Below are 24,778 nucleotides of genomic sequence, written 5' to 3'. Positions count from 1 at the left end.
GATACTTATTCCGGTGCTTTGGTATTTTGATAATTTTGCGGCCATCTTTGTAAATCCAATGAAATTACTACCTAAAAATCATTAAATTGCATCTCCGAAGCTATGTTTACTGTATCCGTATTAATAACTACCTATAATTGGCCGGAGGCATTAACGCTGAGTATACAGAGCGTTTTACTTCAAAGCATTCTGCCAATGGAAATTGTAATATGTGACGATGGATCGGCCGATTCAACAAGGCTGGTAGTAAACGATTTGGCTAAATCAAGCCCCATTCCAATCATCCATATATGGCAGGAGGACCAGGGATTTCGGGTAGCACAGATAAGAAATAAAGGTATTGCAGCTGCCAAGGGGGATTACATCATTCAGATTGACGGCGACATTATTCTTCAAAGAGATTTTGTAAGAGATCATATCCGGTTTGCAAAGCACAAATATTTTGCAACAGGAAGCAGAGTATTATTTTCAAAAAGAGTAACAGACCAGCTTTTGATAAGCGGATTGCATTTAAATGGGAGTCTTTTATTCAAAAGCAGAAATAAGCTAAATGAAATAAGATTGCCATTTTTACAAGAAATGTTTGCGGGTTTTTACAAAAACCGGGGAAGATATCAATATTATGTCAAAGGCTGCAATATGGCATTCTGGAAGAAAGATCTGCTTTTGGTGAACGGCTATGATGAATCTTTTATAGGCTGGGGACGCGAAGACAATGATATAGCAATTAGGCTTATTAATAGTGGTATAAAAAAGAGGTTTCTAAAATTTGGCGCCGTCTGTTACCACTTTCATCATCCAATTTTTAGTCGTGATCTTGATGCGGAGAACATAAAAAAAATGACACAGGCAATTTCACAAAAGCTAACTTTTGTGGAAAAGGGATTAAGCCAGTATTTATAATACCCAGCGCAATGCCGCTAGTTTGCGTTTTTTCTCATTCCGAAGGTTATTTCCAGGCCTGTAAGGTAAAGGTTGATATGGTTTGCTGTTTTTCAACCGACGAACTCCCTAGAATAATTTATTTTTGAATAATGATTGGTAAAAGGATTTTATATCAAATGCTTGATAATCCGCTGGGGAAAAATCATGGTAATAAGACTTGGAGTTTGCAGTTATTGAAATATTTTAAAATTCGGGGATTTGAAGTTGACTTTATTAGCGACAAGGAATGGGGCATGTGGTCTGCTGCTGATGTAGAAGCAATACACAAAACAGGCCTGGTCAAATCAGTTCATATTCTTGATCGTAAACCTTCAAAAAAAAATATCCTTCGTTATTTTTTTCAACACAAACTTCCACATTTCTTTATAAAAAGAAAAGCGGGCTTTTATGCCCCAGCCATAAGCGATCATATTACTCTCTTTTATCAAAGACAGTTCGACAAAATTTTAAAGAATAACGAGTATGATTTTATTTACATCAATTATGTTACCTGCTACAGCCTTATAAAAAACAACCCCTACCTTGGAAGTGCTATAAAAATTATAGACACACATGACTTTTTTACATCACAATTTCAAAGAAAAAAGAATTTTGATATAGGAAAAGCCTTCAGGGAGGAAATAAAGCGTCTTTCTTTATTCGATAACATTTGGACAGTTTCTGTAGAAGAACATTATATATTCAGCCAGTTTTGTGATAAAAAGGTAAGTCTTGTACAAACTATGCTTGACAAGCCATCTCTCGATTCGATGGTGCCTTTTGACGAGAAAGAGTACGATATCATCTATGTGGCGAGTGACATCATCCATAACAAGGTTTCTGCAAGCTGGTTTTTCAGTGAAGTATACCCTTCATTACCCTCAAGCTTAAAAATATGTGTTATTGGTAAAATAACCGACCATTTATCGGAATACCCCAATGTGCATAAAATACGTTTTGTTGATGATTTGGGCGCTTTTTATGCAAAGACTAGAATAGCGATTTGTCCAATGCTTTCGGGCACGGGAATCAAAGTAAAAGTAGTGGAGGCTTTATCGTTTGGATTACCTGTTGTTTGCAATCCGAGAGGAGTAGACGGCCTTTTAAACAAAGTAAACAACGGCTGTACAGTGGTTGAAAACGGAATGCAATTTGCTATCGCTATTACCGCCCTCCTGACGGACAGAGAACTCTATTCCCGGCAGAGCAAACAAGCAGAATCAAGTTTTGACTTGTTTTTCAGTACAAAATCTGCCTATAAAAAACTAGATGCAATTTTCGCCAAGAGCCATATCGATTAAAGATATTGATCTAAACCTTTTGGAGAGAGGATAATACCATTTTCAATTGCTTGCTTTAACAAAATATCGTTCTCTTCTAAATCGGCCCTGGATTTTATCGTATGAAAAATATGAAAAACTATACCGGCGTGCTTCATAGCCCTTTTTTTCAACCCGGCATTATTCAATCTCACAGCAATATCATTGTCTTCTCGTCCCCATCCTACGAAGGATTCGTTGTATCCATTTACAGCAAAAATATCCCTTTTCCAGAATGCCATGTTACATCCCCTCACATACATTACATCTCTGTTTCTATATCGCTCCATTCGCCTGGCTATAAAAGGCATCCTCACTCCATTAAAAAAATTTGATACTCCTTTTGAAAACAATGACACTTTTATGATTTGATTTGCAAGTAAGCGCTCCGACAACTCCTTGGAAAGCATTACTCTGCTACCCGTAACAAAACTTTTTTCTTTTCTAAATTTAAAATGATCCCTAACAAAGCTTTTGTGAAGAATAAGGTCCCCATCAATCTGTACGATGTACTCTCCTTTTGCTTTTGCCATAGCTTTGTTACGTATGCGAGCTAGTTGAAAACCATTATCCTTCTGCCAAACATGCACTAAAGGAATAGGAAATTTATTTTTAAATTCTTCAAGCAGGACTGTAGTTTCGAGCTCTGAACCATCATCAGCTATAATAACCTCACGAGGCATCATTGTTTGCTCAAGAATACTCATTAAACACAATCGCAGCGCTGAAGGCCAATTATAGGTAGATACAACAAGCGATATATCTATTTTTTTTTTCTTTGAAGTCATTTGTAAGCCGTTAAATTTGCTGAAACCCATTAATACAAAACACAGCACATTCCATTCTTTTTTTCAGTACCGCATCTGCATGTATCGGCTCGTTATTCTTAGAGGCCTCCTTATGATGTAGGTGATATTGTACTGCCGCCAGTTTAACTACCTTTTTATAAATTCCGCTGTTAACAAAGCGGGTAGCAAGCTCTTCGTCCTCGTGGCCCCAACCCGTTAAATCATTATCATATCCGTTCACTAGTTCAAAATCCTTTTTTCTAAAAGCCAGATTACTTCCTCTAACAGATTTCGAGGAAAGACTTTTACGAGCAATAAGCCTAGCAAAAAACTGACTACGCAAAACATTATTGCGATTACGAATACCAGGCGACCAACAATGAATATCAATGCTTTTTGCCAAGAGGATTTGCCTTGTCTTTTCCGGCGTCAACATTCCTCTTGATCCTCTTACGAAACAGCCCTCTTCGGCCACAAACAGATGGTCTGCTATAAAATTTCTATCCAATATCACGTCACCATCTATTTGTACAATATATTCGCCAGTTGCTTCCTTTATGGCTTTATTTAAAATAAGTGATTTTCTGAAGCCCTTATCTTCCTGCCATACATGCTTAACAGTTCTTTCGAAATCCTGCTCAAATGCTTTTATAACCGAACTAGTAGACATACCTGAACCATCATCAGCAATGATCACCTCATCGGGCAACACAGATTGACTAAGAACACTTTGCAGGCAAAGCATCAGTGCGTCCGGCCAATTGTAAGTAGAGATAATGAGAGATACGCGAGTTTTCCTTCTTTTGCCAGTCATCATGCAAAAATCCTTGTTTTAGTTTAATACCATAAAGTTAAGCCTTTACTAATCAAATTTTTTGCCACATACACAATTAATAAATTAATAGAGGATAATATTGCCGTTCTCCATGCTTTTTGAAGTCTGCATACAAACGTATTTTTTGAACGTAAAAACTTTATCAAATGCAACACTTCATTGAACACAACTCAATGCAGTTTTGTGAGAATCAGACTTAAACCGGGGAAATTCTGTTTACTTCCTCATAATTCCGTATTAACTCAGCCCCTAGATAAATTTTAACAAAATTATTCCAGGGATAAGTTGCGAAATGGAATATTTATGCGTTTTATAAAAGGTTCGAACATCCGTTACCTTTTTCAAGAAGTCTGAAAACCAATTGACCTATAAAAAAATTAGACGAATGACAGTAAAAAAACGAATTCTTTATTTCATGCCTGACCCTCCAACAAGAAAAGATCAGGGCAATAGAATACATGTAAATCAAATGCTAGAATACTTTCAGAGCAGGTCTCATTTTATGGAAGTAGATTACATGGCAGTAAAAGAATGGGCAGCCTGGAATGAACAGGATACAAGGGAGTTCAAGATTAATTTTCCAGATATCGGCTTGGTGCTAGCGCACAAAAAAATGTCAAAAAGCAACAAACTGAAGTATCTTTTACGCTATAAATTGCCGAACAAATTACGATCATTTAAGAAAAAATATCGCAAAAACCTTATAACCGATTACACAACAATACAGATTGAAAGAGATTTTAATAATCAGTTGCAACGTAAAAAATATGACATTGTTATTATCAGTTATGTTATTTGGGCAAGGTTGATAGATAATAACCCTCATTTAAACGGTGCAAAACTCATAAATGATACACATGATTTTATGACAGCCCAATATAAAAGCCGAAAGAATTTTTTACTGGGAAAAACATTTGAAAAAGAGATAGAGCTTTTGTCTCTTTTTGACGAAGTTTGGTCTCAATCTGCAGATGAGCAATATCTTTTTAGTCAGTTTGTCCCAGGCAACCATCAATTTGTGCCCATTTTGTATGAGGATAATATGACCGAGTTTTCGCATCAATTTAATGATAGTAAATACGATATCATTTATGTTGGAAGTGATAACGAAAATAATAAAAAATCCATTTCTTGGTTTTTTGAATATGTATATCCACTACTTCCTGATGCTATTACCATATGCGTTGTTGGCTTAATCTGTAATCATTTCCCTTCGTTTCCCAATGTAGAAAAGCATCTTTTTATTAATGATTTGTCGGAATACTATCTGAGGTCGAGAATATCTATCTGCCCAATGCTGGAGGGTACCGGAGTAAAAGTAAAAGTGGTAGAAGCTATGTCTTATGGATTGCCCATTGTTTGCAATTTGCGAGGCTTGGATGGATTACCGATAAAAACAGATAACGGGTGTTTAAGAAGCGACACCCCTGAGGAATTCTCCATTCATATCAAGAAACTTCTTAGTAATCCCAGTTACTATGACAGTATTAGAACATTATCCAGAAAAACATTTACAACATATTTTGAAAAAAAGAAAGTTTACAAACAGTTGGACCATATATTTGACCTCAATACTGCTTTAAATGGGAAGGACCATGTTGTTGAAAAAAAAGCACTAGCAATAACGGCTTAAATAAGGTTAGGCAGAATCTGCCAGGTCTAAGAAAGAAAGGTTATCAGAAAAACCTCCGGTCCATTTTTTCCTAACAGGTACTATGAGGGAGTATTATTCTCCAATAAGCCTTCGATACAGCTTATTTTCCTATTATTTTCAATTACTTACTATTGTATTTGTAATCAGCAAATATCTTTGCATTTATTACAGTTTATTTTAATTATGATAAGACCAATCCGCGCAATAGCACACTATCTTCCTCAATTTCATCCGATTCCGGAAAATAATAAATGGTGGGGAACCGGATTTACAGAATGGACCAACGTGGGTAAAGCTAAACCATTATTTCGCGGACATTACCAACCCAGGGTGCCTTCAGATTTAGGATATTATGACCTACGGCTACCAGAAGCGCGTGAGGCACAAGCTGATATGGCTCGTGAATATGGAATAGAAGGGTTTTGTTATTGGCATTACTGGTTTGGCAATGGTAAACAATTACTGGAGGGCGTCTTCAACAGTGTATTGAAATCAAAAAAGCCTGATTTCCCTTTTTGCCTTGCATGGGCTAATGACTCATGGAGCGGAGTGTGGCATGGCGTGCAAGGCACCTTAATGGAACAAACATACCCGGGGGTGCAGGACTATGAACAACATTTTCACACTTTATTAGAAGCTTTTCAAGATCCACGCTATATTTTGATAGATGGTAAACCCCTGGTATTTATCTTTCAGCCGTTGGCTATTCCAGATCCAGCTATGTTTATAGATATTTGGCAAAACATGGCGGTCAAAAACGGACTTAAAGGGCTTCATTTTGTTGCACACTCTGCTTATCCACCAGAGATCCAGGATGTACTTAATAAAGGATATGATAGCGTTAATATTCTTCGCTTGTTTGCATTACAACAAATGAAAAGAAGTTTTTTAAAAAAGCTTCCTGTTAAATTAGGTTTAAAGCTTAAAAATGTTTACGATTATGCTGAAGCAGCCAGATATTTTTCGGGTGAAGAAGATCGAAAGGAGAACGTATTTCCATCTCTTATTCCAAACTGGGATCATTCACCACGTACAGGTAATAAGCGGCTGATACTTCATAACTCTACCCCTGAGCTTTTCAGAACACATGTCAGGAGTGTCTTTGACTCGGTATTACACAAAAGCCCCGGGCATAGAATTGTCTTTATAAAATCCTGGAATGAATGGGCTGAAGGCAATTACATAGAGCCAGACTTAAAATATGGAAAGCAATATCTTGAGGTGTTTAAAGAAGAGCTTCTTAGAAAACATTAATATTTTAACTGCTATTTATGAATGTTTTTAAAAAGCTACAGTTAAGACTTAAGGCAAAGTCAAAAGCACAATACAAAGAGCTGAAAAAAGAGTATAAGGAGTTACTGGCATACCATGAAGAATTAAGAAATGAATTCGAGCAAAAAAAACAACAATTTATCAGGAACTATAGAGCTATTAAAGACTATGATCATCGTCGGGAAGAGTTTGTAAAAAGATCGAAAGAGGTTCTTCCTCCGCTTTTGGAATTTCCCGTTAGCAAAATTGTTAATGTAAAACATAGCGGTCAACTCGGCGATCTGATCTATTCGATTCCAGCAATGAAAGCTTTATCCGGAGAGCAGGGAATACGTCTTTATTTACCATTAGATCAGCCTATAACGCAGGAATCTTATTGGTCCCATCCGTTAGGAAATGTGATGCTTAACAGCAGCATATATAAAATGGCTGAGCCACTGTTAACCGTACAGCCGATTATTCATTCTTGCGATACTTATCAACAACAACATATTGACATAGATCTTGACATCTTTAGAAAGCTTCCGTGGAACCATCATAAAGGTCATATATCACGTTGGCATTTCTTATATTATCCCGGAGGAAGTGATTTGAGTAAGCAGTGGCTGTACGTTCCTGCTATTGACCCAACAGCAAAAAATGGCATAGTTATTTGCCGTAGTCAGCGTTATAATGCACCGGGTATTGATTACTCTTTTCTGAAAAAGTACCCGGAGGTATACTTTTTAGGTGTAGAAAACGAATACCGACTATTAAAACAATCCATTCCTAACCTAACCTATTTACCTGTAAAAGATTTTCTCCAGATGGCTTCAATTATTGCCGGCGCTAAATTATTTATCGGCAACCAATCTGCTCCGTTTGCAATGGCCGAAGGCTTAAAAGTTAACCGGTTGCTGGAAACTTATTTCGATTGTCCTAATGTGATTATCGAAGGAGACACCGGGTTCGAGTTTTGCTATCAGCCTCAATTTGAGGAATTGGTAAAAAGGCGTTATGAAAAACTTTAAATTATGCTATCGGAAATTTACGATGCCCTATGAAGTATTGTAAGCGAGGAAAATAATAAGCCCCACTTAACGGCATTTAGCTAAAAGTGAGGCGTTATCATTTTTTGTCTGACACCATTTCAAAAACTGTGTAAGTGATAAAAATCGGGGATTAGTACTCCGATTTTTTTATTTTTAAATACATACAGTTTTATGCGACCAGAAGATTTTTTAACAGAGGATTTTTTAAAACAATTCAAGAGCCGCGACGAGCTCAATAGTTTTCTTGGCCAGCTTCAAAAGCGGGGCATTGAAAAGATGTTGGAAGGAGAACTGGACGGTCATCTTGGCTATGAGAAGCATGGCCAATCGGCTAATAGTAATGCCCGGAATGGTTATGGAAGGAAAAAAATCAGGACAAGCTTTGGAGAGTCTGAGATCCATGTACCACGCGACCGCGATGCCAGCTTCAACCCCATGATTGTACCGAAACGGGAAAATATGGTGGATGGTATTGAAGAAGTTATCGTATCCCTATATGCAAAAGGGATGAGTGTAGCAGATATCGAAGAGCAGATCAAAGATGTTTATAGCTTTGAAGTATCACCTTCTACTATCAGCCGTATTACCTCCCGGATAGCTGAGGATATCATTGCCTGGCAGAACCGACCGCTTGAGCCGGTGTACCTCATCGTTTGGCTGGACGGTATCGTTTTTAAAGTAAGAGAGAATAGTAAAGTAGTTAATAAAACGGTTTATATCGCTGTAGGGCTCAGAAGAGACGGTTACAAAGAAGTATTAGGGATGTGGCTGGGTAAGAATGAATCAGCAGCATATTGGATGAGTGTTCTCACAGATATGAATGCCCGTGGCCTGCAGGATATACTGATCACTGCCACCGACAATCTCAACGGCTTTACCCAAACAATCCGCACTGTATTCCCTGAATCAGCCACTCAGATCTGTGTAGTTCATCAGATAAGGAACAGCTGCCGGTATGTAGTTTGGAAGGATAAAAAGGAGTTTAGCCGCGATATGAAAGATATTTATGCTGCTCCCACACGGCAAGCTGCACTTGCGGCTCTGGATGCTATGGAACTTAAATGGAACAATAAATACTCATATGCTATCAAAAGCTGGCGGGAAAACTGGGATGAATTGACCGTATTTTTTGACTTCCCTATAGAGATCAGGCAAATTATTTATACGACCAACCTAATTGAAAATTTGAATGGGAAAATAAGGAAGTATACTAAAAACAAACTTTCTTTCCCTAATGATGATGCTGTAATCAAGTCTGTTTACCTGGCATTACGTGAAGCATCAAAAAAATGGACCATGCCCATTAGAAATTGGGCATGATCCTAAATCAGTTTTTAACTATTTTTGATAAGAGAATAACGTTGTAAAAAGACAACCCCGATTAAAAGTTTACACACTTTATGAGATAGTCCCTTGTCTGTGTTGAGTATGGTAGATGCTCGGCCTTTTTATAAATAGTAATATAAATTTGCCGGCAAATCCTTAAAATTTAATACAATTTATTACTACCCATTGAAAGCAAGAAACTGCGCCAGCGAGCAACAATCGTCGCAGTTATTGAAGGGATCCAAAATTAGAGCTTGGAACTCCATTGTGATTTCTTGTTGCTGCTATTACTCCCATCAGACCAGAAGCCGGCTCCGGAAGCACCAGAACTAAATTTCCATCATGCTGGAATACTAATCGCACATCCGAAACTTTGAGTCCATAATAACTGCCCAAATTACTAGATTGTTTATGTGATGCCCATATTGGACCAGTTCCATCTAAATTAGAATATACAACTAAATTAGCATCTGGTTGGAACCAAACCCCAGCGCGGTTCGTGCCAACGGATAAAATTGACCAAAGCGCCTGGCTATTTGAATTATTATAGATTACTAGGTTACCATCGTGTTGAAATTCGAGCCTATATAACCCATTAACTGTATTAATAAACTGGCCTTTTGTTAAGAACGGACTGTTCGAGGGAGATATTACAACCGAGCTAGCAACATCCCACCATGTTACAATTTCCCTTATCGGCAATCCCAATACATTCATGTTAACAATGCCAGTTTGCTTAAAAAGATGGTTAGGTGGAGGATTCGGATTACCATTGTTTAATGATGCTTGTAAATTCAGTCGCTCTTGCGATGTCATTATTGTATTATCAGGTTTATATACTACATTATCCAACTCTCGGTAAGTGTCAAATCTGGGCTTAAAGGGCAAATAAAATGTGTTAGCAAAGGCCCTGTCTAAAGAAGACAATCCATCCCTTTGATACTGAGGCAAATAGCTACTACCATCCTTTTTAGTAATTACTTCTGTACTAGTATTTATTGCGAACGCCTTAGGATGATACATCATAATAGAGCCAAAATCAATGCCAGCTCCTATTGCATAATAATTATCCGATATTTCTTGAAAATTATGCTTAAAGCTATCGATAACATTATTTAAATCCACATTAATGTAATTATTTCGACCTGGCTTATTTTGTTCGTGAAAAAGCCCTATAGCATGTCCAATTTCGTGAATAACTGTACCTATAGAACTTATTTGTCCTACTTCTAAAATTTGTTTCCCTCCCAGTCTTCCAACTTGAGAAGAACTAACGTTCCCAACAACCTCCACAAATTCCACATAAGGATAAGCAAATCCATACGTTGGATCCACGGTCGGTTCTCCTGTTGCATCATAAAAACGGACGTTAGTGGTCGCTTCCCAATGAGCAATTGCTTCGTCGATATAATAACGTGATGTATAGCTTAAATTATTATTGCGAATATACCTCACCATACTCCAAAACATGTTTTGAGCTGGGTTCCAACCGACGGATCTTGGGCTTGTAGTCTGAAAATAATGAATGCCGCTTCTTGAGCTCACCGGAATGCTGTTTAAGGACATTCTATTTGACGTATCATAATTATTTGTAGTAAAAATAGTTCCAGTTTCGCCCAGTAATTTGTATTGACTTTCAGATAATAATATATCCCCAAGAAAAATATAGTTATTCCCCCGCTTTTCAACAACAACACCCGATTTAAGCGTTACGAGCTCGCTTTCTGTTGATTTTTGGAGTTGAGGATTTTGGTCGGAAAGGGTTTCTGATTTCTTACAGGCGCTAATAGTTAGTATTAGCCCCATTAAAACATAAATTAACTGCTTTTTCATGGTGATTTATTTGGTGATTTAAATATTTAGATATTTAATATTAGTTGGAGATTAATCTGAGTCAAAAGGTGTTTTCAAACTATAAAAGCTTTTTCAAATGGGATATTTTTGGATGTTTATTTAAAATTTCAGAAGACGTTCTTTTAAAAACACTGACTCCTGAATTGGGTAGCTAATTCAGCTTTTGTTTAAAGTTATTCATAGATTAAATTCCTCGCAAAACTAACGATCCAAAGGTTGCTCGCCAACTATTTCTTCAAAAACTTCTCCATCTGCATCAATGTCACTTTCATGTCCTTGTACAGTGGCGCTTCCAGCTCCAGCAGCTTTCCATTTTCATCGGTTATACTTAACTGAAAAGCATGCAATGCTAATCTATTTAATAAAGGTCTTTCCTCCAGCGTATCCTTATTCAGCTTAAATTTATTTTTGAACGAAGACAGTAATATAGTTCGGCCATCCCCATAAACAGGATCTCCTACCAAAGGATTGCCCAAAAATTTGGCATGCACACGGATCTGGTGCGTTCGGCCGGTATGAATGCGAAACTGCACCCAGCTGTATAGTTTAAAATCCTTCAGTACCTGGTAATCCGTAATGGCCGCCTTTCCACGTTTGTGGATGAGCATGGTACCCCGTTTAGTAGTACTTTCAGCAATGGGCTGATCAATAGTGCCTTCTGCTGGTAAAACAGATCCAATCAGCAGTCCCACATAGATCTTTACCGTCTTCCTTTCTTCAAACTGGCGGCTGAAATGTTTATGGGCAGCAGCTGTTTTAGCAAAAATGATCAGGCCGCTGGTGTCTTTATCCAGCCGGTGCACTGTAAAGATGTCCGGGTACTGCTGCTGCAGCAAATCCTTTAAACTGGGCTCCGAAGCTTCCCTGTCGGGAATGGAAAGCATGCCCGACGGCTTATTCAACGCAATAATGCTGTCGTTTTCGAAAATGATGAGTTCTTTTAGTTTCAATGGATTGTGTGTTAGATGTTGGATGCTGGATGTTGTACCATCGACTATTGACCTTTCAACTTTTCAACCAATTATGGATTCAACCAACCTACCCGGCTTTATTCTCCTCTACCTGTTTGGTCTGGAATTTTTTATAAAAGTCCTTCGCAAAGTTTTTCATATCCGCCACCTGGTCCTGGTATTTGGTGGCCCTGCCATAGGTATCTGCCATAGTCATCAGCGTCTGGTAGAAAAAATCGGCCATTTCATCTACCATCATATCTTTTGTCCACAGGTCAATCCGTAAAGCCGCCTTATCAGCGCTATCCCAAAAAGATATCATCATGGCTTTGGCTTTTTGCGCATTATCTGCCGAGCTTTCTGTAGCACTCCATTGGATCGAATCGGGCACACGGCTCTCATCCATCTGCACATCAATAGTAATTGTAGATTTCTTCATCAGTCTTTTAGATTTTATAGTCCCATAAAGCATGCTTCTTTACGATTGCCTATCATAAAGTTTTATAAAATGCTGCTTCATTTTCCAAATATTAAGCCGCAAAAGTAAGCATTTATAGCTCTGCTGCTATGTAAGCAAGCTTGATAATGTGCGCATCGCAGTCTCCGAACCAGTTGGCAATGAAAGGCCTTTCAACTCTTTGATCAGTGTTTGCCTGAAATTTTCATCCTTATACATTTTCATCAGCATCTCGCCAATGGCTTCACTGGTTTTTTCCGAAGTATAAATAACTGAGGTTCCTAGAAGAGCCCTGGCTGACCGCGTATCCTGGACAATGGCCGGCGTATGTACCCGTGCAGCTTCGATAACTGGTATGGGAAGCCTTTCAGAATCATCCATACTCACTAAGGCATAAGCATCCCGTAGCTTTTCATTTAATAGTTCTCCGTTCGTTACGATAACATCGTCGCGATATTTATAATTGGATAAAAGCTGATCTATACCTGCCCTCCTGATCGTTTCTTCCGAACGCAGTACTACCATGAATTTCCAGCTGCTGTGTAACATCCTTTTAAAGGCAGAAAAACCCTTCAGAAGAACAGTCAGGCTTTCCTGCGTCAAATTAAAATCTGCGAGAACAAAATACTCGCGCCCGGAAGCAATGGTTTCCCTGGTATCATCAGCTGTGACGTAATCCGGGGCGTCCTGGTCCATAATGCTATCGATCAGGATGATCCTGGATCTAAAGCCCGGATATTTTTCATTAAAAAGCTGATTGAGTCCCTCCGAAACAATGCAGATATGCGGCGCTGAGCGGATCAATTTTTCATCATCCAGTTGTTCTTCGCCGGCAATTATTAATACCTGCCTGATCAAATGATCTGTTTTTAACATTCTTTTGAAGCTGATGAAGGCCCTGACCTGGTGCAGTTGAAGCCATTTAGCTGTTTTTTTTTGATGAAACAGTCCCTTTTGCGGGGGTAAATCTCCGGCGTCTTTATCATACGCTAATCCCTGAATATCAGTAGGTGCAGTCACTACCAACCGTTGATCCGGCAATTGAGCAGCTATACCGTCGAACAAGGATCTTGCTAAATAACCCCGGTAGGTTGCCGCTGAAATCCCTTCCGTATCTAAAATTATTGCCATTATTATAAATAACCGTTTTTCCTATATCTTTGCTAAATAGCTGCAAAGGTATAACACCACACAAAAGTTTGCTTGCAGATACATTTTTTACCAAAAGTTTTTATGGAATATAATACTACTAGAAACCACCTGGCAATGCGCGAGTATGGGCGACATGTACAGAAAATGGTGGAACATATACAGGCTATCGAAGATCCTGAAAGAAGACAACGTAATGCAGAAGCGGTGATTGAATTAATGGGCTTTTTAAATCCCCATCTTAAAAACGTGGAAGATTTCAAACACAAGCTTTGGGATCATTTATTTTTAATTTCCGATTTTAGCCTGCAAGTGGACTCTCCCTATCCCATCCCAACCAAGGAAACCTATAAAGCAAAGCCGCAGCCAATACCCTACCCTAAACGCTCTTCCAGGTTTTCTCATTTAGGTAAAAACCTGGAAGATGTAATTGATAAGGCTTTGGTGGAACAGGACCCTGAGAAAAAACAGGGATTTGCCAATGCAATAGCTTATTATATGAAGCTGGCGTATAATAACTGGCATAAGGAAGTGGTGCATGATGATGCGATACAGAGCGAACTTAATTCGATCACCAACGGGCAGTTGGAGTTTACCAATACTCCTTATGTTAAAGCGTATAGTATGAAGCAGGACCTGGCGCTGTCCAAGAATAATAATTTTGGGAAACGGAATAAGTTCCAGCAGCAACGCAATAACAATAACAACAACAATAATAACGGCAACCGCCGCAACGGCAACGGCAATAACAACAGCAACTTTAAAAAGAAGCGGTTTTAAATGCCCCCCTTCAATGATAAAGAACGAGCCCGCGGTTTAAACTGCGGGCTCGTTCTTTTTTTACTTGCTTAGACGAAAGCTGACCCCGCCCTGCAGCCATCTGCCTGGCATTATTGCCCCCAGCAAATCGCTGTAGCTTCTGTCAAAAATATTATCTACCTGCGCAAATACGGAAAGCCTTTGCTTTACAAAGCCGTAAGAAGCCCTGCCATTTAACAGGAAATAATCTTTGCTGACAAAGGCATTAATACCTGGAGCCTGCTGTGGCCGGCGGGACTTATAAATACCCGTAAAGCTTAATGCAGCATTGCCCAGTTCGTACTGTATATTAAAATTGCTTAAAAACCGGGCGTGAGAAGAAATGTAAAACGACGGATTGGCTTCGCTGCTCTTACTATACAACCAAACCAGGCCTGTATTAACCACCAGCTTTTGTTGGTCGCCTATTATACCTATGTATTGCAGGTCAGTTTCCAGGCCGGTGGTGTTTACTTCTGCTATGTTTTTTGCGAGAGCATAAGAGCCGGTAGCATCCAGGTTTTCCTGCCTTGGCATGTTCGCATAAGGCGTGCTCACCCAGTCGATCAACCTGGAATGAAAGCGTTGGAAGAAAGTAGACGACACCCGTAAAGCAGATTGATAAAACCAGTCGAACCCGGCCTCATAGCTCCACGAAACTTCAGGTACCAGGCCCGGATTGCCTACACTTTGCCCTTTGGGCACCATTTTCTTTCCATAATTGTTATAACGTTCTGTAAAATCGGCATCGCGTATGGTTCTACCACCACTGGCTCTCAGCTGCCAGCTATTGATATGTAAAGAGGCATTGAGTTGTGGCAACAGCTCCGGATGATTATTACCGATAAACTCTACCCTTACCGAAGGCAGCAGGTTAAAATAGGCACCCAGTTGTTGCGACAGGCTTACAAACGGCGCTGCAATATTGAGTGAATGATTACCCCTGTCGTTAGATTGTATAACCCGGTGCTGGTAATTAAGCCCGCTGATTAATGAGGTGGTATTACTGAGCTCTTGCTGATACAACAATAAGGATTGAAAAAGCTTCGAAGTATTTTGGTTGGCAATTGACGACCGACTAAAAGAATACTCGTCGTCCAGGGTTTTATATCCTGCGTTGAGACTTAGGCTAGACTTATTTTTTTCGAAACTCACCTGAAGCTGATGCCACCAGCTGCTTACAACTTCTGAAGCAGTATCAAAAGCAGATGTGGTATAAAAGTTCTGGGCAGCAAAGTCGCGGTTGTCATAAGTGGTTCGGGCAGATATATTCCAATAATCATTCAACTTATAATTCAACCCTACTGATGCTGCAGTATTATGAAAATAACCCCTGATACCCCGCTGTTGTACACCTGTGGAATGATTAGATAAAAAACCCGCATCTGCGCTTAGCTTTCCCCGGCTGAGATAGCCTCCTATATTCGTATTTACCAGGTTATATTCCCCAGCAGCCACCTGTGCCTGAACAACGGTGTTGCTTTTTTGTGCACCGGCATTAAAAGACCGGGTAATAATATTGATTACCCCACCCACAGCGTCTGAGCCGTATATAGCGGCAGAAGCGCCTTTCAGTACTTCAATCCGGTCTATTTGAGCAGGAGTTACAGGAATGTATGCGGAAAAATGGCCGGTGTTGGGGTCGTTTAGCCTTAAACCATCTAATATGACCAGTACCTGCTGGTAAGTTCCCCCGCGCATACTGATATCGCTTTGTGCGCCTTGCGGACCGCGGGACTGCACTTCGACGCCAGGTATATACTTTAGCAGCTCATCCAGGGAGTGCACGGGTAATTTAGCAATATCTTCTCCCCTAACGATCGTAATGTTCCGGCCGGTTTCTGAGCTTCTTTTTTCTGATAGCGACGAAGTAATCGTTATAGGATCAAGGGTTTGCTCCTGGGCCATCAGCCCTACGCTAATAATCATTAAAATAACAACTGCTGATAAACGGTTCAACTTCTTCATTCACTTATTGGTTTCAGTTTTAATAAAATCTGCGCAAAACTATTACCTTGCAGATGCCCGGAGGTAGTCCGGTTTCAATAAAATGAGTAGTCCGGTTATTTTCCCCTATAAAAAACTGATCAGTATTGATCCGGAGGAGGATGCTCCTGTTTACCTCCAGATAGCACAAAGGATGAGCCATTTAATAAGGAATGGTCACTTGCCCGCCAACCATAAATTACCAGGCACCCGAACATTGAGTGAATTACTGGGTGTGCATAGAAAAACAGTGGTGGCAGCTTTTAATGAGCTGGAAATGCAGGGTTGGATCATCGTGCTACCCAATAAAGGTTGTTTTATAAAAAACAAAAGAGCGGAAGCGGTTACAGGCCAGCTGGTTTCCTTTCCCGCGGTTACCGGTTTTTCCATTGCTACCAATACCCTGCTTGAAAGCACGCCAGATCCTGTCTCTTCCAGGATTTCTTTTGACGACGGACAACCGGATATCCGGCTGGCTTACGCTGAGCAGCTGGCAGCCAGGTACTCTGCAGCCCTTAGCCGAAAAATAAACCGCAGGTTATGGGGCTACCAACCTGGCGGAGAAAATATTTTCTTTAAAAACCAGCTTACCAATTTCCTGAATAGCACCAGGGGACTGAGGGCTGCTCCCAAAAACATAGTCAGCACCCGTGGTACCGAAATGAACCTGTACCTCGCAGCCCAGACACTACTGTCTGCAAACGACTGGGTAATTGTGGGTAACCCCAGCTATCATAAAGCCAATATGGTGTTTCAGCAGGCTGGCGCTATATTGAAACCGGTTCCCGTTGATCACAATGGAATTGATGTAGATGCCATCAAAAGAATATGTAAGCGGCAATCCGTTAAAATGGTGTACATCACACCACATTATCATTATCCCACTACCGTATCCTTAAGCACAGAAAGACGTTTGCAATTATTAGAGCTTTCCTATCGTTTTGGCTTCATTATACTGGAAGATGATTATGATTATGACTTCAGTTTTAACAGCAATGCAGAACTGCCTTTAGGCAGCATAGATAATAAAGGCATGGTTGTATCTGTAGGCTCTTTCTGCAAAACCCTGGCTCCCGGTTTCCGAACCGGCTTTATTGTTGCCCCCGAAAACCTGGTTAAAGAGATCAATAAATTAAAGGCAGTTGTAGATGCCAACGGAGACCTGATGATGGAACAAGTGCTGGGTGAGATGATTGCTGAAGGAGAAATATTGAGACATCTGAAAAAAACGCACCAGATATATCGCGATCGACGCGATCATTTTTGCAATCATTTGAATAAAATCCTTCACTCAACAATTGACTTTAAATTGCCTCAGGGTGGGCTGGCTGTATGGCTTCCATTTCGAACCCGGCTCAATCTTTCAGCGGTTGCCAAAACCTGTAGGGCCGGTGGCTTGCATCTTCCCGCAACATTGCTGTTTCAAACCAGGGACCTGACGGCAATAAGATTGGGATTTGCCGCTTTCAACGAAGCGGAGAGTATTGCTGCACTTCAAACGCTTCATAATGCTATTACGGCGCAACGCATTTAAAGCGACAGTTCGTTTAGCGGGTCCCAAAAGCGTTTTTTAAAGTCGACTATTTTATCATTTTTTACGGCAACGCCTTCTTTGGCTAAAAGCTCTTCCATATAAGTGGGCGTTTTAAAGGCTAGTTTCCCGCTTAACACACCCGCACTATTCACTACCCTATGCGCCGGAACTTTTGGTTTTACTTTACTACAGGCACTCATAGCCCAGCCCACCAGGCGCGCAGACTTTCCGGTTCCGATACATTTGGCGATAGCACCATAAGAGGTTACTCTGCCTTTAGGTATTTGCCGGGCTATCTGGTATACCTGTTCAGAGAAATCAAGATCCCGTTGACCAGAAGGAACAACGCTTTTTAATGAGGTATTGTCTGTTGTTATTTTCTTTTTAGCAGGCATAACCATTAATTTTTGCAAGCTAAAAGTACTGATAAAAAAATCTGTGCCTGCACAATAATGACTACATGGTTATAGCTCTAAATAATTACAGATCTATGAGGAAGTAGTACTATCGGGGTTTTCTGCTCTTTCATTGAGCAATTCGGTTCTAAGCGGTTCAGGAACCCGGATATAATCGTATGGACAATGCAAACAGCCTTTGCCACAACAAAATCCACGTTCCCGTAAATATTTTGCGGTTAGTGTTACCAGCCCTTCTTCATTCTGGTAATAATCTTCACCCTCTATCCAGCTCATACCTGATGGCTTCTTTTAACTGCTCATCCTTTTCAGGACCAGCTAAGGGTTGAGGCAAAGTAAAGCACAAATAATGAATGCGGCTGCTTTGCGCAATGTCAAGCGCTTCGTAGTGTGTTTTCAGCTTCAACTCTTCTGACCGGTCTTCCTGTGCATATAAATCGTCTGTATCTGCAATAACAGGGCAATTATACATGGTCAACACTTCTTTGGTAAACCGGTACAAATCAGGGCTGTCTGTTTTTAAATGTATTTTTCCTCCGGGCTTTAATACCTGTTGATAGGTTCTTAAAAACCTGGGATGGGTCAGCCTCTTTTTTGCTTTCGAAAATCTTAATTGCGGATCTGGAAAGGTAATCCAGATCTCCTCCACCTCATCTTTTGCAAAATATTGTGTTAGCTGTTCAATCTGTGCACGCAAAAAGGCCACATTCGATATATTATTTTGGATGGCTTTTTTAGCACCCACCCAAAGGCGGTTTCCTTTTATATCAACACCTATTGCGTTTTTACCGGGGTGAATTTGTGCCAGGCCCAAAGCATACTCGCCTTTTCCGCAAGCCAGTTCTAAAACCAGGGGATGGTTATTATTGAAATGCTGATGCCAGTTACCCGCCATATTTTCGGGGTACTGCAGCACATTGGAGAAAGTAAGTAATTCCGCAAAGCGGATCAGTTTTTTTTGTCCCATGATATTATTAGATGACTGATTACAGTTGACAGATGATAGGTAACGTTCGATAAACGGTATACGATACACGTACATCAAACATCTTACACCGTACACAATTTAAGCTCCTTTGGGGCCATCTACCTCAACCAGTGTTTTCGTTGCTTCGTTAAAATCCTGCCAGTCGTCGCAATCTACTTTTATAATGGCAATACCCGAAGTTGGTAATGATTCAATATCTGAGCCGGTAATATCGTTTGTAAAATTGGTAACACCCGGATTATGACCGATAACCGCCAGGGTATCTATATTCTCCTGCAGCCAGTTAATGGCCTCTGTGATCTGAAGTGTGTCGCCCAGGTATAACTCATCGAAGTATTTGATATCCTTACTTTCAACATGGTGAACCTGTGCAAAATAAGTCAGCGTTTCCTTCGTTCTTTCTGAAGGACTGCTAAAGATCTTATCGATCTTGTAGCCTTTGTCCAGCAAACGCTGAGCCGTGAAGGCAGCATCGCGGTGGCCTCTTTCTTCTAACTTCCGTTTGCTATCTACACCGTAACCCTGCTCTGCTTTTGCATGCCTGATAATGATCAATGTTTTCATACAATTAATTCCTTTAACCCCGTTTTTTGGCATCAAATGTATTTATTTTCATTTGGGTTCTTCAAAAAAATTTAAAAATGATCACTTGTATGTATCTACTATCAGAACCCAGTCTTTTTGCGTAGCATCAGGTGGCCTTAAGGTTGCAATCCCGTTTTGATATCGCCCGGGCAATATAGACTTGCTTCCGTTGACAGGATTAAACCATGTTATCTTTTTGGGCCCTTCGTTCAGGCGATCGAGGTTTATTTTGATACTTTCTGCCCTGGGGAGATAAACCATCGCATACGACCTGTTTTTACTACGGGTTGCAATAATGATATCTTTATAATCATGCCCCCTGTCAGATGCAATGAGCAAACTATCTTCCTCTCTTTCAAAATCAGCGTGGAGTGATACCAGTTTTTTAAGATGTCCCATTTGAACCGCACCTTTTGCCACCATTGCCTGTTTCCAGCCTATCAGGGTATCGCCTGTAAAAACCGGTTTGTTCCGGTTCGTATCTACAAATTGCCATATCTGGTGATGGCCATACACAGCGCCGCAGCCGCCTGCAAAGATGCCTCGGTATATTCTTGCACGTACATCGTAATCGGTAAAATAGCCTCTGCTGCTCCTGGTCCATTTTCCGTCCCAGGGCGAAACCGGATGGTCCTCATAGCAGGGTTCCATATCCATAAAAGGGCGCTTTGGCGTCATTTTCAAACCCCATCTCACCCAATCCCATACTTTAATCTCTCTTGAGCCATGACCGCTTTGCATCGCAGTTATGCTCAGCCAATCGTCGTCTTTGCCAAAATACTCACCGCTAAACCAGTTGGGGTGATAGGCAATAAATACCCTTTTTCCGTAAACATCCTGTATAGCTTTTGCCATGGCCCTCCAGATGGGCCGGTAATCCCTTATTTCTTTTCCATTTCGGTTATCAACCGCAGGCCGGTCCCCGCCCAATATCCAGATGATATTCTTTTGATTTTTGTAACGGTTGGCCAGTTTACGGGCATAATTGCAGGAACTTAGGGAATCAGTAAAAATAACCGGCCCGGCCGCGCCAGGCACTACTTTATCTCCCCATGTGGGCAGCAAGCCAATAAAAATATTTCTTTTAGCGGCTTCCCGAATTACAAAATCTACGTGATCCCAGTAATCATAAGCAATACTGTCCTTTGGGTTATTTCCCCGAGTTTCGGCCCAAGTTAGGGTTTTCAGATCGGAGAAAGGCAGATCTCCATAGTAATTAGGTGTGCGAATACCGTCGAGCTCAGCGAGAGCAACCGCCATAATTACATTAAAACCCTGTTGTTGCCGTACGTTTAAATAGTATATGGCTTCTTCCCGGCTCAGGCGATGGAAGAGCTCCCAGCCGGTATCTGCCAGCCAGAAAAAAGGCTGGTTATTTTTTGTCAGGTAAGTTTTTGAGGGAGAAACGGCTATTTGTGAAAATAGCGAACCATAACACAGCAATAGAGCGACCACGAAAATGATCATCTTATTTCCACAATTAAGCAAGCTTTGCATGAGATGGGTATTAGCGTTTATACGAATTTCATCCACAAAGCAGTACCTGGCAAAACGCCACTATATCTATATCTGGTATTAACCCATCGCGATTGCTCCGGCTTCATTCATACATGGTCGAATAAGGTTTTGCTAGTACCCTCTTTCGTTCTTGCCTTCCATATAGTTCATAAATGCCTGGTTTACCACGCGGTTACCACCCGGGGTGGGATAGTTACCGGTAAAATACCAGTCGCCCAGGTTATTAGGACACGCTTTATGGAGGTCTTCAATGCTCTGGAAGATCACTTGTACCGGCAGACCCAGGTCTTTGGGTGTGATCATTTCGGCGATCTTATTGGAAATTTCTGTGCTGGTGCTGCTTTTATAAATTTTTTGAACCAGGTTTTCGGTATGCAGCAGGTTCTGAGCTTTCAGATCTTTGCATTGCTGCCAGAGATCATGAAGCAATTGCTCCTGACCGCGGTCTTTCAAAATTTCTACAGCAGCATTGAAAGCTATAAAATCACCCATTTTACTCATGTCAATTCCGTAGCAATCCGGGTAACGGATCTGGGGAGCCGATGATAAGATGAGAATTTTTTTAGGTTGTAAACGGGCCAGCATTTTAATAATGCTCTGCTTTAATGTAGTTCCGCGTACAATGGAGTCGTCGATAATGACAATGGTATCGATTCCCGGCCTTACGGTGCCATAAGTGATGTCGTACACGTGCTGCACCATTTCGTTACGGCTGGCGTCTTCGGTAATGAACGTACGCATTTTTACATCCTTAATGGCGATTTTGCCCACCCGGATGCGGCGGTTGATCATTTCTTCCAGCTTCTCTTCGTCATAGTCCTTTCCCCAGCTTAAGATGCGCTCAATTTTAATTTTATTGAGGTACATCTGCATTCCCTTCTGTAACCCCAGGAAGGCTACTTCTGCTGTATTCGGAATATAGGAGAAAATCGTATTCTTTAAATCGAAATCGATCGCGTTCAATACCTGCTCGCTCAGATTGAAACCCAGGGCTTTACGCTCTTTATAAATCTTCTCATCGCTTCCGCGTGAGAAATAAATACGCTCAAAACTACAGGCTTTGCGCTCTTTGGCCGCTACTACGCTTTCAATTTCGTAGCTACCATCTTCATGAACGATCAAAGCATTGCCCGGCATCAGCTCTTTTACTTCGTTTTCGCCTACATTAAAAGTAGTTCGAATTGCAGCGCGCTCTGAAGCAGCCACTATCACATCATCATCGATATAATAATAACAAGGCCTGATGCCATGCGGATCCCTGAAAACGAATCCAACACCATCGCCGGTAACGCCGCCTACCGTAAATCCACCATCAAACTGGGGAATAACTTCTTTCAATACGTTTTTGATATCGGGCTTTGCCGGAGACGCTTCGTCCGCATCTACCAGGTGCTTATGCACTATCTCCATCATAGCTGCCAGGTCGCTTTGCTTTTGAAAGGGCCCGGGTTCAATACCCAGCTTGTTAAAAAGCTCTTCGGTATTCACTAAATTAAAATTACCCGCCAACGCAAGGTTACGGGTAGTTATTGTGTGTCTTTTTAGAAACGGATGGCAAAACTCTGCATTATTTTTCCCCTGGGTTCCATAACGCAAATGACCCAGCAATAATTCGCCTAAGAACTTCACATGCCCTTTCATTAAGCCCGGGTGGTTAATGATCTCAGGATTATACTTCGTAAGCTCATTGACTTCTTCGGCAATATTCTGGAACAAGGCACCAATGGCCTGGGGCTGCGCGCTCCTGATACGGTGCATAAAGGGATGACCAGGCTCCACATTGAGCTTAATAGCTGCAATGCCTGCCCCGTCCTGTCCGCGGTTATGCTGTTTTTCCATCAGCAGGTATAGCTTATTCAGCCCCCACATAACGGTTCCGTACTCTTTTAAATAATGGGAGAAACTTTTGCGAAGCCTGATGAAGGCTAAGCCGCATTCGTGTTTAATTGCATCACTCATATACTGGAAAAGAAACGCAAATTTACGAGAATAGTTCTTAATGATGCATTAATATACCTTAAGTCGATGAATATTTACGACTGCTTATATTACGGTTTTCAGGTTGTTCCAAAGGTTGCAATTTCTTATAAATAAAAAAACCAAAGTATAAGGGGTTCTAAATCCTCGCACTTTGGTTATCAGTAATGTAAATAAGCGAAAGCTATTTCAGCAATTCAGTCAGCTTGCCTTCGAGATCCGCACCTCTTAAACCCTGTGCTATGATCTTGCCTTCGGGATCAAGCAATACATTAAAAGGAATACCTTCAAATCCATATAAAGCTACCACAGGAGATTCCCAGAATTTCAGATCACTCAGTTGAGGCCAGTCCAGCTTATCGGTTTTAATGGCTTTCAACCAGGGCTCTTTCGACTGATCCAGCGAAACACCCAATACAGTAAAATTCTTATCCTTAAATTTATTGTAAGCTGCTACTACATTAGGGTTCTCCATGCGGCAAGGCTTACACCAGCTGGCCCAAAAGTCAACCAATACATATTTTCCTTTGAAGGAACTCAATGCCACGGGACGGCCATTCACATCAGGCATGGTAAACTCGGGGGCCGGCTTGCCCACCAGATTTCCTTTACCGGCATTATCCATTTGCGCCTTGAGGTCTTTTTGCAAGTTTGCGAGGCCGGAATGCGATGGATTTTTTTTGACGATATCAGCAACAGTCGCATTCACTTCATCGTTACTCAAAGGTTCCAGTCCTACGGCAGGGTTACTGGCTGAAGACTGGTAATATCCCAGTATAAACATGGTTAACGCCGCGTTATCCGATTTTTTTATTTCACTTAATGTAAGATCTCTTAGGTAAGAACTGCCTTCTGCCCTTGCCTGCAGTAATGGAGCAATTACGCTATCGGGCTTGTTCAATTGATGCAGACTGTCGATTTTAGTCGCCTGGGCGTACACGTTTTGCAGTTTTTCGTTAAAAGCGAACATGAATGTCTTCATTTTTTCGCTGGCGGGAGAACCTTTTACTTCATATTTTTCCGAAAACTGGTTGTTTTCCTTGTTCATCACTACATCCAGTTCCACAGCCGGCTGATCATTAATAACCGATGCAACCGGATACATACCCTGGTCCAGCCGTACATTATAGATAGCCGACTCCCCTGTTTCCGTTTCAATTTTAAATGTACCGTCGCTGTTGAGCGCGGCAGAATCCACAATAACCGGCCTCATGGTACCAATAGGCACTTCTTCGAGGTAAACTATTTTACCGCTACCGTTGGTAATTTTCCCAGAAACGGTAAAGCTGTTTTCATTATCTTCCTTACAGGCAACCAATGCCAGAAGGGCCGATGCTACAAAAAGTATTTTTTTCATGTTGTTTGAAAGTTGACGGCTCCTAGCTCATCCAATCGCATGAACCACTGACCGGGAACT

General features: G+C 40.9%; 22 protein-coding genes. 8 read left to right on the top strand and 14 right to left on the bottom strand.

What is annotated here, in order from left to right:
• Positions 1-102: 102 nt before the first annotated feature.
• Both U0035_RS14605 and U0035_RS14600 read left to right on the top strand, forming a co-directional pair.
• Positions 103-903, top strand: coding sequence for a glycosyltransferase family 2 protein (locus U0035_RS14605; protein ID WP_114793180.1), 801 nt, complete (start codon positions 103-105; stop codon positions 901-903).
• Positions 904-1,034: 131 nt separating this feature from the next.
• A complete protein-coding gene (locus U0035_RS14600; protein ID WP_114793181.1) occupies positions 1,035-2,225 on the top strand; it encodes a glycosyltransferase in 1,191 nt (396 codons plus the stop codon).
• Here the strand turns inward: U0035_RS14600 and U0035_RS14595 are convergent.
• A complete protein-coding gene (locus tag U0035_RS14595; RefSeq protein WP_114793227.1) occupies positions 2,222-3,031 on the bottom strand; it encodes a glycosyltransferase family 2 protein in 810 nt (269 codons plus the stop codon). The genes U0035_RS14600 and U0035_RS14595 overlap by 4 nt on opposite strands.
• A gap of 10 nt (positions 3,032-3,041) precedes the next feature.
• Positions 3,042-3,848 carry a glycosyltransferase family 2 protein gene (locus tag U0035_RS14590; RefSeq protein ID WP_211316560.1) on the bottom strand — a complete coding sequence of 269 codons (807 nt, stop codon included), beginning with the start codon at positions 3,846-3,848 and terminating at the stop codon, positions 3,042-3,044.
• A 403-nt stretch (positions 3,849-4,251) separates the two neighbouring features.
• On the opposite strand from U0035_RS14590, the gene U0035_RS14585 reads away from it, so the two are divergent.
• The 4 genes from U0035_RS14585 (at position 4,252) to U0035_RS14570 (ending at position 9,143) form a co-directional block, all read left to right on the top strand.
• Positions 4,252-5,499, top strand: coding sequence for a glycosyltransferase (locus U0035_RS14585; protein ID WP_114793182.1), 1,248 nt, complete (start codon positions 4,252-4,254; stop codon positions 5,497-5,499).
• Between the two features lie 204 nt (positions 5,500-5,703).
• The gene (locus U0035_RS14580) at positions 5,704-6,774 is read left to right on the top strand and encodes a glycosyltransferase WbsX family protein (protein ID WP_114793183.1); all 1,071 of its coding nucleotides are present in this window, start codon (positions 5,704-5,706) and stop codon (positions 6,772-6,774) included.
• A 17-nt stretch (positions 6,775-6,791) separates the two neighbouring features.
• Positions 6,792-7,802: an OmpH family outer membrane protein gene (locus U0035_RS14575; protein WP_114793184.1), complete on the top strand. Its 1,011-nt coding sequence runs from the start codon at positions 6,792-6,794 to the stop codon at positions 7,800-7,802.
• A gap of 192 nt (positions 7,803-7,994) precedes the next feature.
• Positions 7,995-9,143, top strand: a complete 1,149-nt coding sequence (locus tag U0035_RS14570; protein ID WP_245957846.1) for an IS256 family transposase — start codon at positions 7,995-7,997, stop codon at positions 9,141-9,143.
• Positions 9,144-9,377: 234 nt separating this feature from the next.
• On the opposite strand, the gene U0035_RS14565 is transcribed toward U0035_RS14570, so the two are convergent.
• The 4 genes from U0035_RS14565 to U0035_RS14550 form a co-directional block, all read right to left on the bottom strand.
• Positions 9,378-10,982: a M12 family metallopeptidase gene (locus tag U0035_RS14565; protein WP_114793185.1), complete on the bottom strand. Its 1,605-nt coding sequence runs from the start codon at positions 10,980-10,982 to the stop codon at positions 9,378-9,380.
• Positions 10,983-11,230: 248 nt separating this feature from the next.
• A complete protein-coding gene (locus U0035_RS14560) occupies positions 11,231-11,953 on the bottom strand; it encodes an RluA family pseudouridine synthase (RefSeq protein WP_114793186.1) in 723 nt (240 codons plus the stop codon).
• A gap of 88 nt (positions 11,954-12,041) precedes the next feature.
• Entirely contained in the window at positions 12,042-12,392 is a 351-nt protein-coding gene (gene gldC, locus U0035_RS14555; RefSeq protein ID WP_114793187.1) for a gliding motility protein GldC, read from the bottom strand.
• Positions 12,393-12,518: 126 nt separating this feature from the next.
• Positions 12,519-13,541 carry a glycosyltransferase gene (locus tag U0035_RS14550; RefSeq protein ID WP_114793188.1) on the bottom strand — a complete coding sequence of 341 codons (1,023 nt, stop codon included), beginning with the start codon at positions 13,539-13,541 and terminating at the stop codon, positions 12,519-12,521.
• A gap of 102 nt (positions 13,542-13,643) precedes the next feature.
• On the opposite strand from U0035_RS14550, the gene U0035_RS14545 reads away from it, so the two are divergent.
• Complete coding sequence (locus tag U0035_RS14545) at positions 13,644-14,339, top strand: DUF4290 domain-containing protein (RefSeq protein ID WP_114793229.1); 696 nt, start codon at positions 13,644-13,646, stop codon at positions 14,337-14,339.
• A 60-nt stretch (positions 14,340-14,399) separates the two neighbouring features.
• On the opposite strand, the gene U0035_RS14540 is transcribed toward U0035_RS14545, so the two are convergent.
• On the bottom strand, positions 14,400-16,325 hold the full coding sequence (locus U0035_RS14540; RefSeq protein WP_114793189.1) for a TonB-dependent receptor plug domain-containing protein: 1,926 nt from the start codon (positions 16,323-16,325) through the stop codon (positions 14,400-14,402).
• Between the two features lie 82 nt (positions 16,326-16,407).
• Here U0035_RS14540 and U0035_RS14535 point away from each other — a divergent pair, with 82 nt between their 5' ends.
• Positions 16,408-17,877 carry an aminotransferase-like domain-containing protein gene (locus U0035_RS14535; RefSeq protein ID WP_114793190.1) on the top strand — a complete coding sequence of 490 codons (1,470 nt, stop codon included), beginning with the start codon at positions 16,408-16,410 and terminating at the stop codon, positions 17,875-17,877.
• On the opposite strand, the gene U0035_RS14530 is transcribed toward U0035_RS14535, so the two are convergent.
• From U0035_RS14530 to U0035_RS14500, 7 genes are all read right to left on the bottom strand, one after another.
• Entirely contained in the window at positions 17,874-18,272 is a 399-nt protein-coding gene (locus tag U0035_RS14530) for an MGMT family protein (protein WP_114793191.1), read from the bottom strand. The two genes, U0035_RS14535 and U0035_RS14530, sit on opposite strands and share 4 nt — an antisense overlap.
• A 93-nt stretch (positions 18,273-18,365) precedes the next feature.
• Positions 18,366-18,569: a DUF5522 domain-containing protein gene (locus U0035_RS14525; protein WP_114793192.1), complete on the bottom strand. Its 204-nt coding sequence runs from the start codon at positions 18,567-18,569 to the stop codon at positions 18,366-18,368.
• Positions 18,550-19,260 (bottom strand): tRNA (guanosine(46)-N7)-methyltransferase TrmB, encoded by a 711-nt coding sequence (gene trmB / locus U0035_RS14520; protein ID WP_114793193.1) that lies wholly within the window; start codon positions 19,258-19,260, stop codon positions 18,550-18,552. The genes U0035_RS14525 and trmB overlap by 20 nt, the downstream gene beginning before the upstream one ends.
• A 99-nt stretch (positions 19,261-19,359) precedes the next feature.
• Positions 19,360-19,845 (bottom strand): SixA phosphatase family protein, encoded by a 486-nt coding sequence (locus U0035_RS14515; RefSeq protein WP_114793230.1) that lies wholly within the window; start codon positions 19,843-19,845, stop codon positions 19,360-19,362.
• 81 nt (positions 19,846-19,926) lie between these two features.
• Positions 19,927-21,363: a glycoside hydrolase family 140 protein gene (locus U0035_RS14510; protein ID WP_245957847.1), complete on the bottom strand. Its 1,437-nt coding sequence runs from the start codon at positions 21,361-21,363 to the stop codon at positions 19,927-19,929.
• A gap of 132 nt (positions 21,364-21,495) precedes the next feature.
• Positions 21,496-23,343 carry an amidophosphoribosyltransferase gene (locus U0035_RS14505; RefSeq protein ID WP_114793194.1) on the bottom strand — a complete coding sequence of 616 codons (1,848 nt, stop codon included), beginning with the start codon at positions 23,341-23,343 and terminating at the stop codon, positions 21,496-21,498.
• A gap of 202 nt (positions 23,344-23,545) precedes the next feature.
• Positions 23,546-24,718: a TlpA disulfide reductase family protein gene (locus U0035_RS14500; protein WP_114793195.1), complete on the bottom strand. Its 1,173-nt coding sequence runs from the start codon at positions 24,716-24,718 to the stop codon at positions 23,546-23,548.
• Between the last annotated feature and the right edge of the window lie 60 nt (positions 24,719-24,778).

The sequence above is a fragment of the Niabella yanshanensis genome (assembly GCF_034424215.1).
Taxonomy (GTDB): domain Bacteria; phylum Bacteroidota; class Bacteroidia; order Chitinophagales; family Chitinophagaceae; genus Niabella; species Niabella yanshanensis.
The sequence above is the reverse complement of the archived record's forward strand: the minus strand, read 5'-3'. Positions and strand labels throughout refer to the sequence as shown.

What these genes read in the sequence shown, in the direction of transcription:
- U0035_RS14590 (WP_211316560.1), bottom strand. Translation starts at nt 3,848, where the DNA reads ATGATGACTGGCAAAAGAAGGAAAACTCGCGTATCTCTCATTATCTCT.
- U0035_RS14510 (WP_245957847.1), bottom strand. Translation starts at nt 21,363, where the DNA reads ATGCAAAGCTTGCTTAATTGTGGAAATAAGATGATCATTTTCGTGGTC.
- U0035_RS14550 (WP_114793188.1), bottom strand. Translation starts at nt 13,541, where the DNA reads ATGGCAATAATTTTAGATACGGAAGGGATTTCAGCGGCAACCTACCGG.
- U0035_RS14515 (WP_114793230.1), bottom strand. Translation starts at nt 19,845, where the DNA reads ATGAAAACATTGATCATTATCAGGCATGCAAAAGCAGAGCAGGGTTAC.
- U0035_RS14540 (WP_114793189.1), bottom strand. Translation starts at nt 16,325, where the DNA reads ATGAAGAAGTTGAACCGTTTATCAGCAGTTGTTATTTTAATGATTATT.
- U0035_RS14565 (WP_114793185.1), bottom strand. Translation starts at nt 10,982, where the DNA reads ATGAAAAAGCAGTTAATTTATGTTTTAATGGGGCTAATACTAACTATT.
- trmB (WP_114793193.1), bottom strand. Translation starts at nt 19,260, where the DNA reads ATGGGACAAAAAAAACTGATCCGCTTTGCGGAATTACTTACTTTCTCC.
- U0035_RS14580 (WP_114793183.1), top strand. Translation starts at nt 5,704, where the DNA reads ATGATAAGACCAATCCGCGCAATAGCACACTATCTTCCTCAATTTCAT.
- U0035_RS14535 (WP_114793190.1), top strand. Translation starts at nt 16,408, where the DNA reads ATGAGTAGTCCGGTTATTTTCCCCTATAAAAAACTGATCAGTATTGAT.
- gldC (WP_114793187.1), bottom strand. Translation starts at nt 12,392, where the DNA reads ATGAAGAAATCTACAATTACTATTGATGTGCAGATGGATGAGAGCCGT.
- U0035_RS14605 (WP_114793180.1), top strand. Translation starts at nt 103, where the DNA reads ATGTTTACTGTATCCGTATTAATAACTACCTATAATTGGCCGGAGGCA.
- U0035_RS14530 (WP_114793191.1), bottom strand. Translation starts at nt 18,272, where the DNA reads ATGCCTGCTAAAAAGAAAATAACAACAGACAATACCTCATTAAAAAGC.
- U0035_RS14505 (WP_114793194.1), bottom strand. Translation starts at nt 23,343, where the DNA reads ATGAGTGATGCAATTAAACACGAATGCGGCTTAGCCTTCATCAGGCTT.
- U0035_RS14575 (WP_114793184.1), top strand. Translation starts at nt 6,792, where the DNA reads ATGAATGTTTTTAAAAAGCTACAGTTAAGACTTAAGGCAAAGTCAAAA.
- U0035_RS14570 (WP_245957846.1), top strand. Translation starts at nt 7,995, where the DNA reads ATGCGACCAGAAGATTTTTTAACAGAGGATTTTTTAAAACAATTCAAG.
- U0035_RS14525 (WP_114793192.1), bottom strand. Translation starts at nt 18,569, where the DNA reads ATGAGCTGGATAGAGGGTGAAGATTATTACCAGAATGAAGAAGGGCTG.
- U0035_RS14545 (WP_114793229.1), top strand. Translation starts at nt 13,644, where the DNA reads ATGGAATATAATACTACTAGAAACCACCTGGCAATGCGCGAGTATGGG.
- U0035_RS14585 (WP_114793182.1), top strand. Translation starts at nt 4,252, where the DNA reads ATGACAGTAAAAAAACGAATTCTTTATTTCATGCCTGACCCTCCAACA.
- U0035_RS14500 (WP_114793195.1), bottom strand. Translation starts at nt 24,718, where the DNA reads ATGAAAAAAATACTTTTTGTAGCATCGGCCCTTCTGGCATTGGTTGCC.
- U0035_RS14595 (WP_114793227.1), bottom strand. Translation starts at nt 3,031, where the DNA reads ATGACTTCAAAGAAAAAAAAAATAGATATATCGCTTGTTGTATCTACC.
- U0035_RS14600 (WP_114793181.1), top strand. Translation starts at nt 1,035, where the DNA reads ATGATTGGTAAAAGGATTTTATATCAAATGCTTGATAATCCGCTGGGG.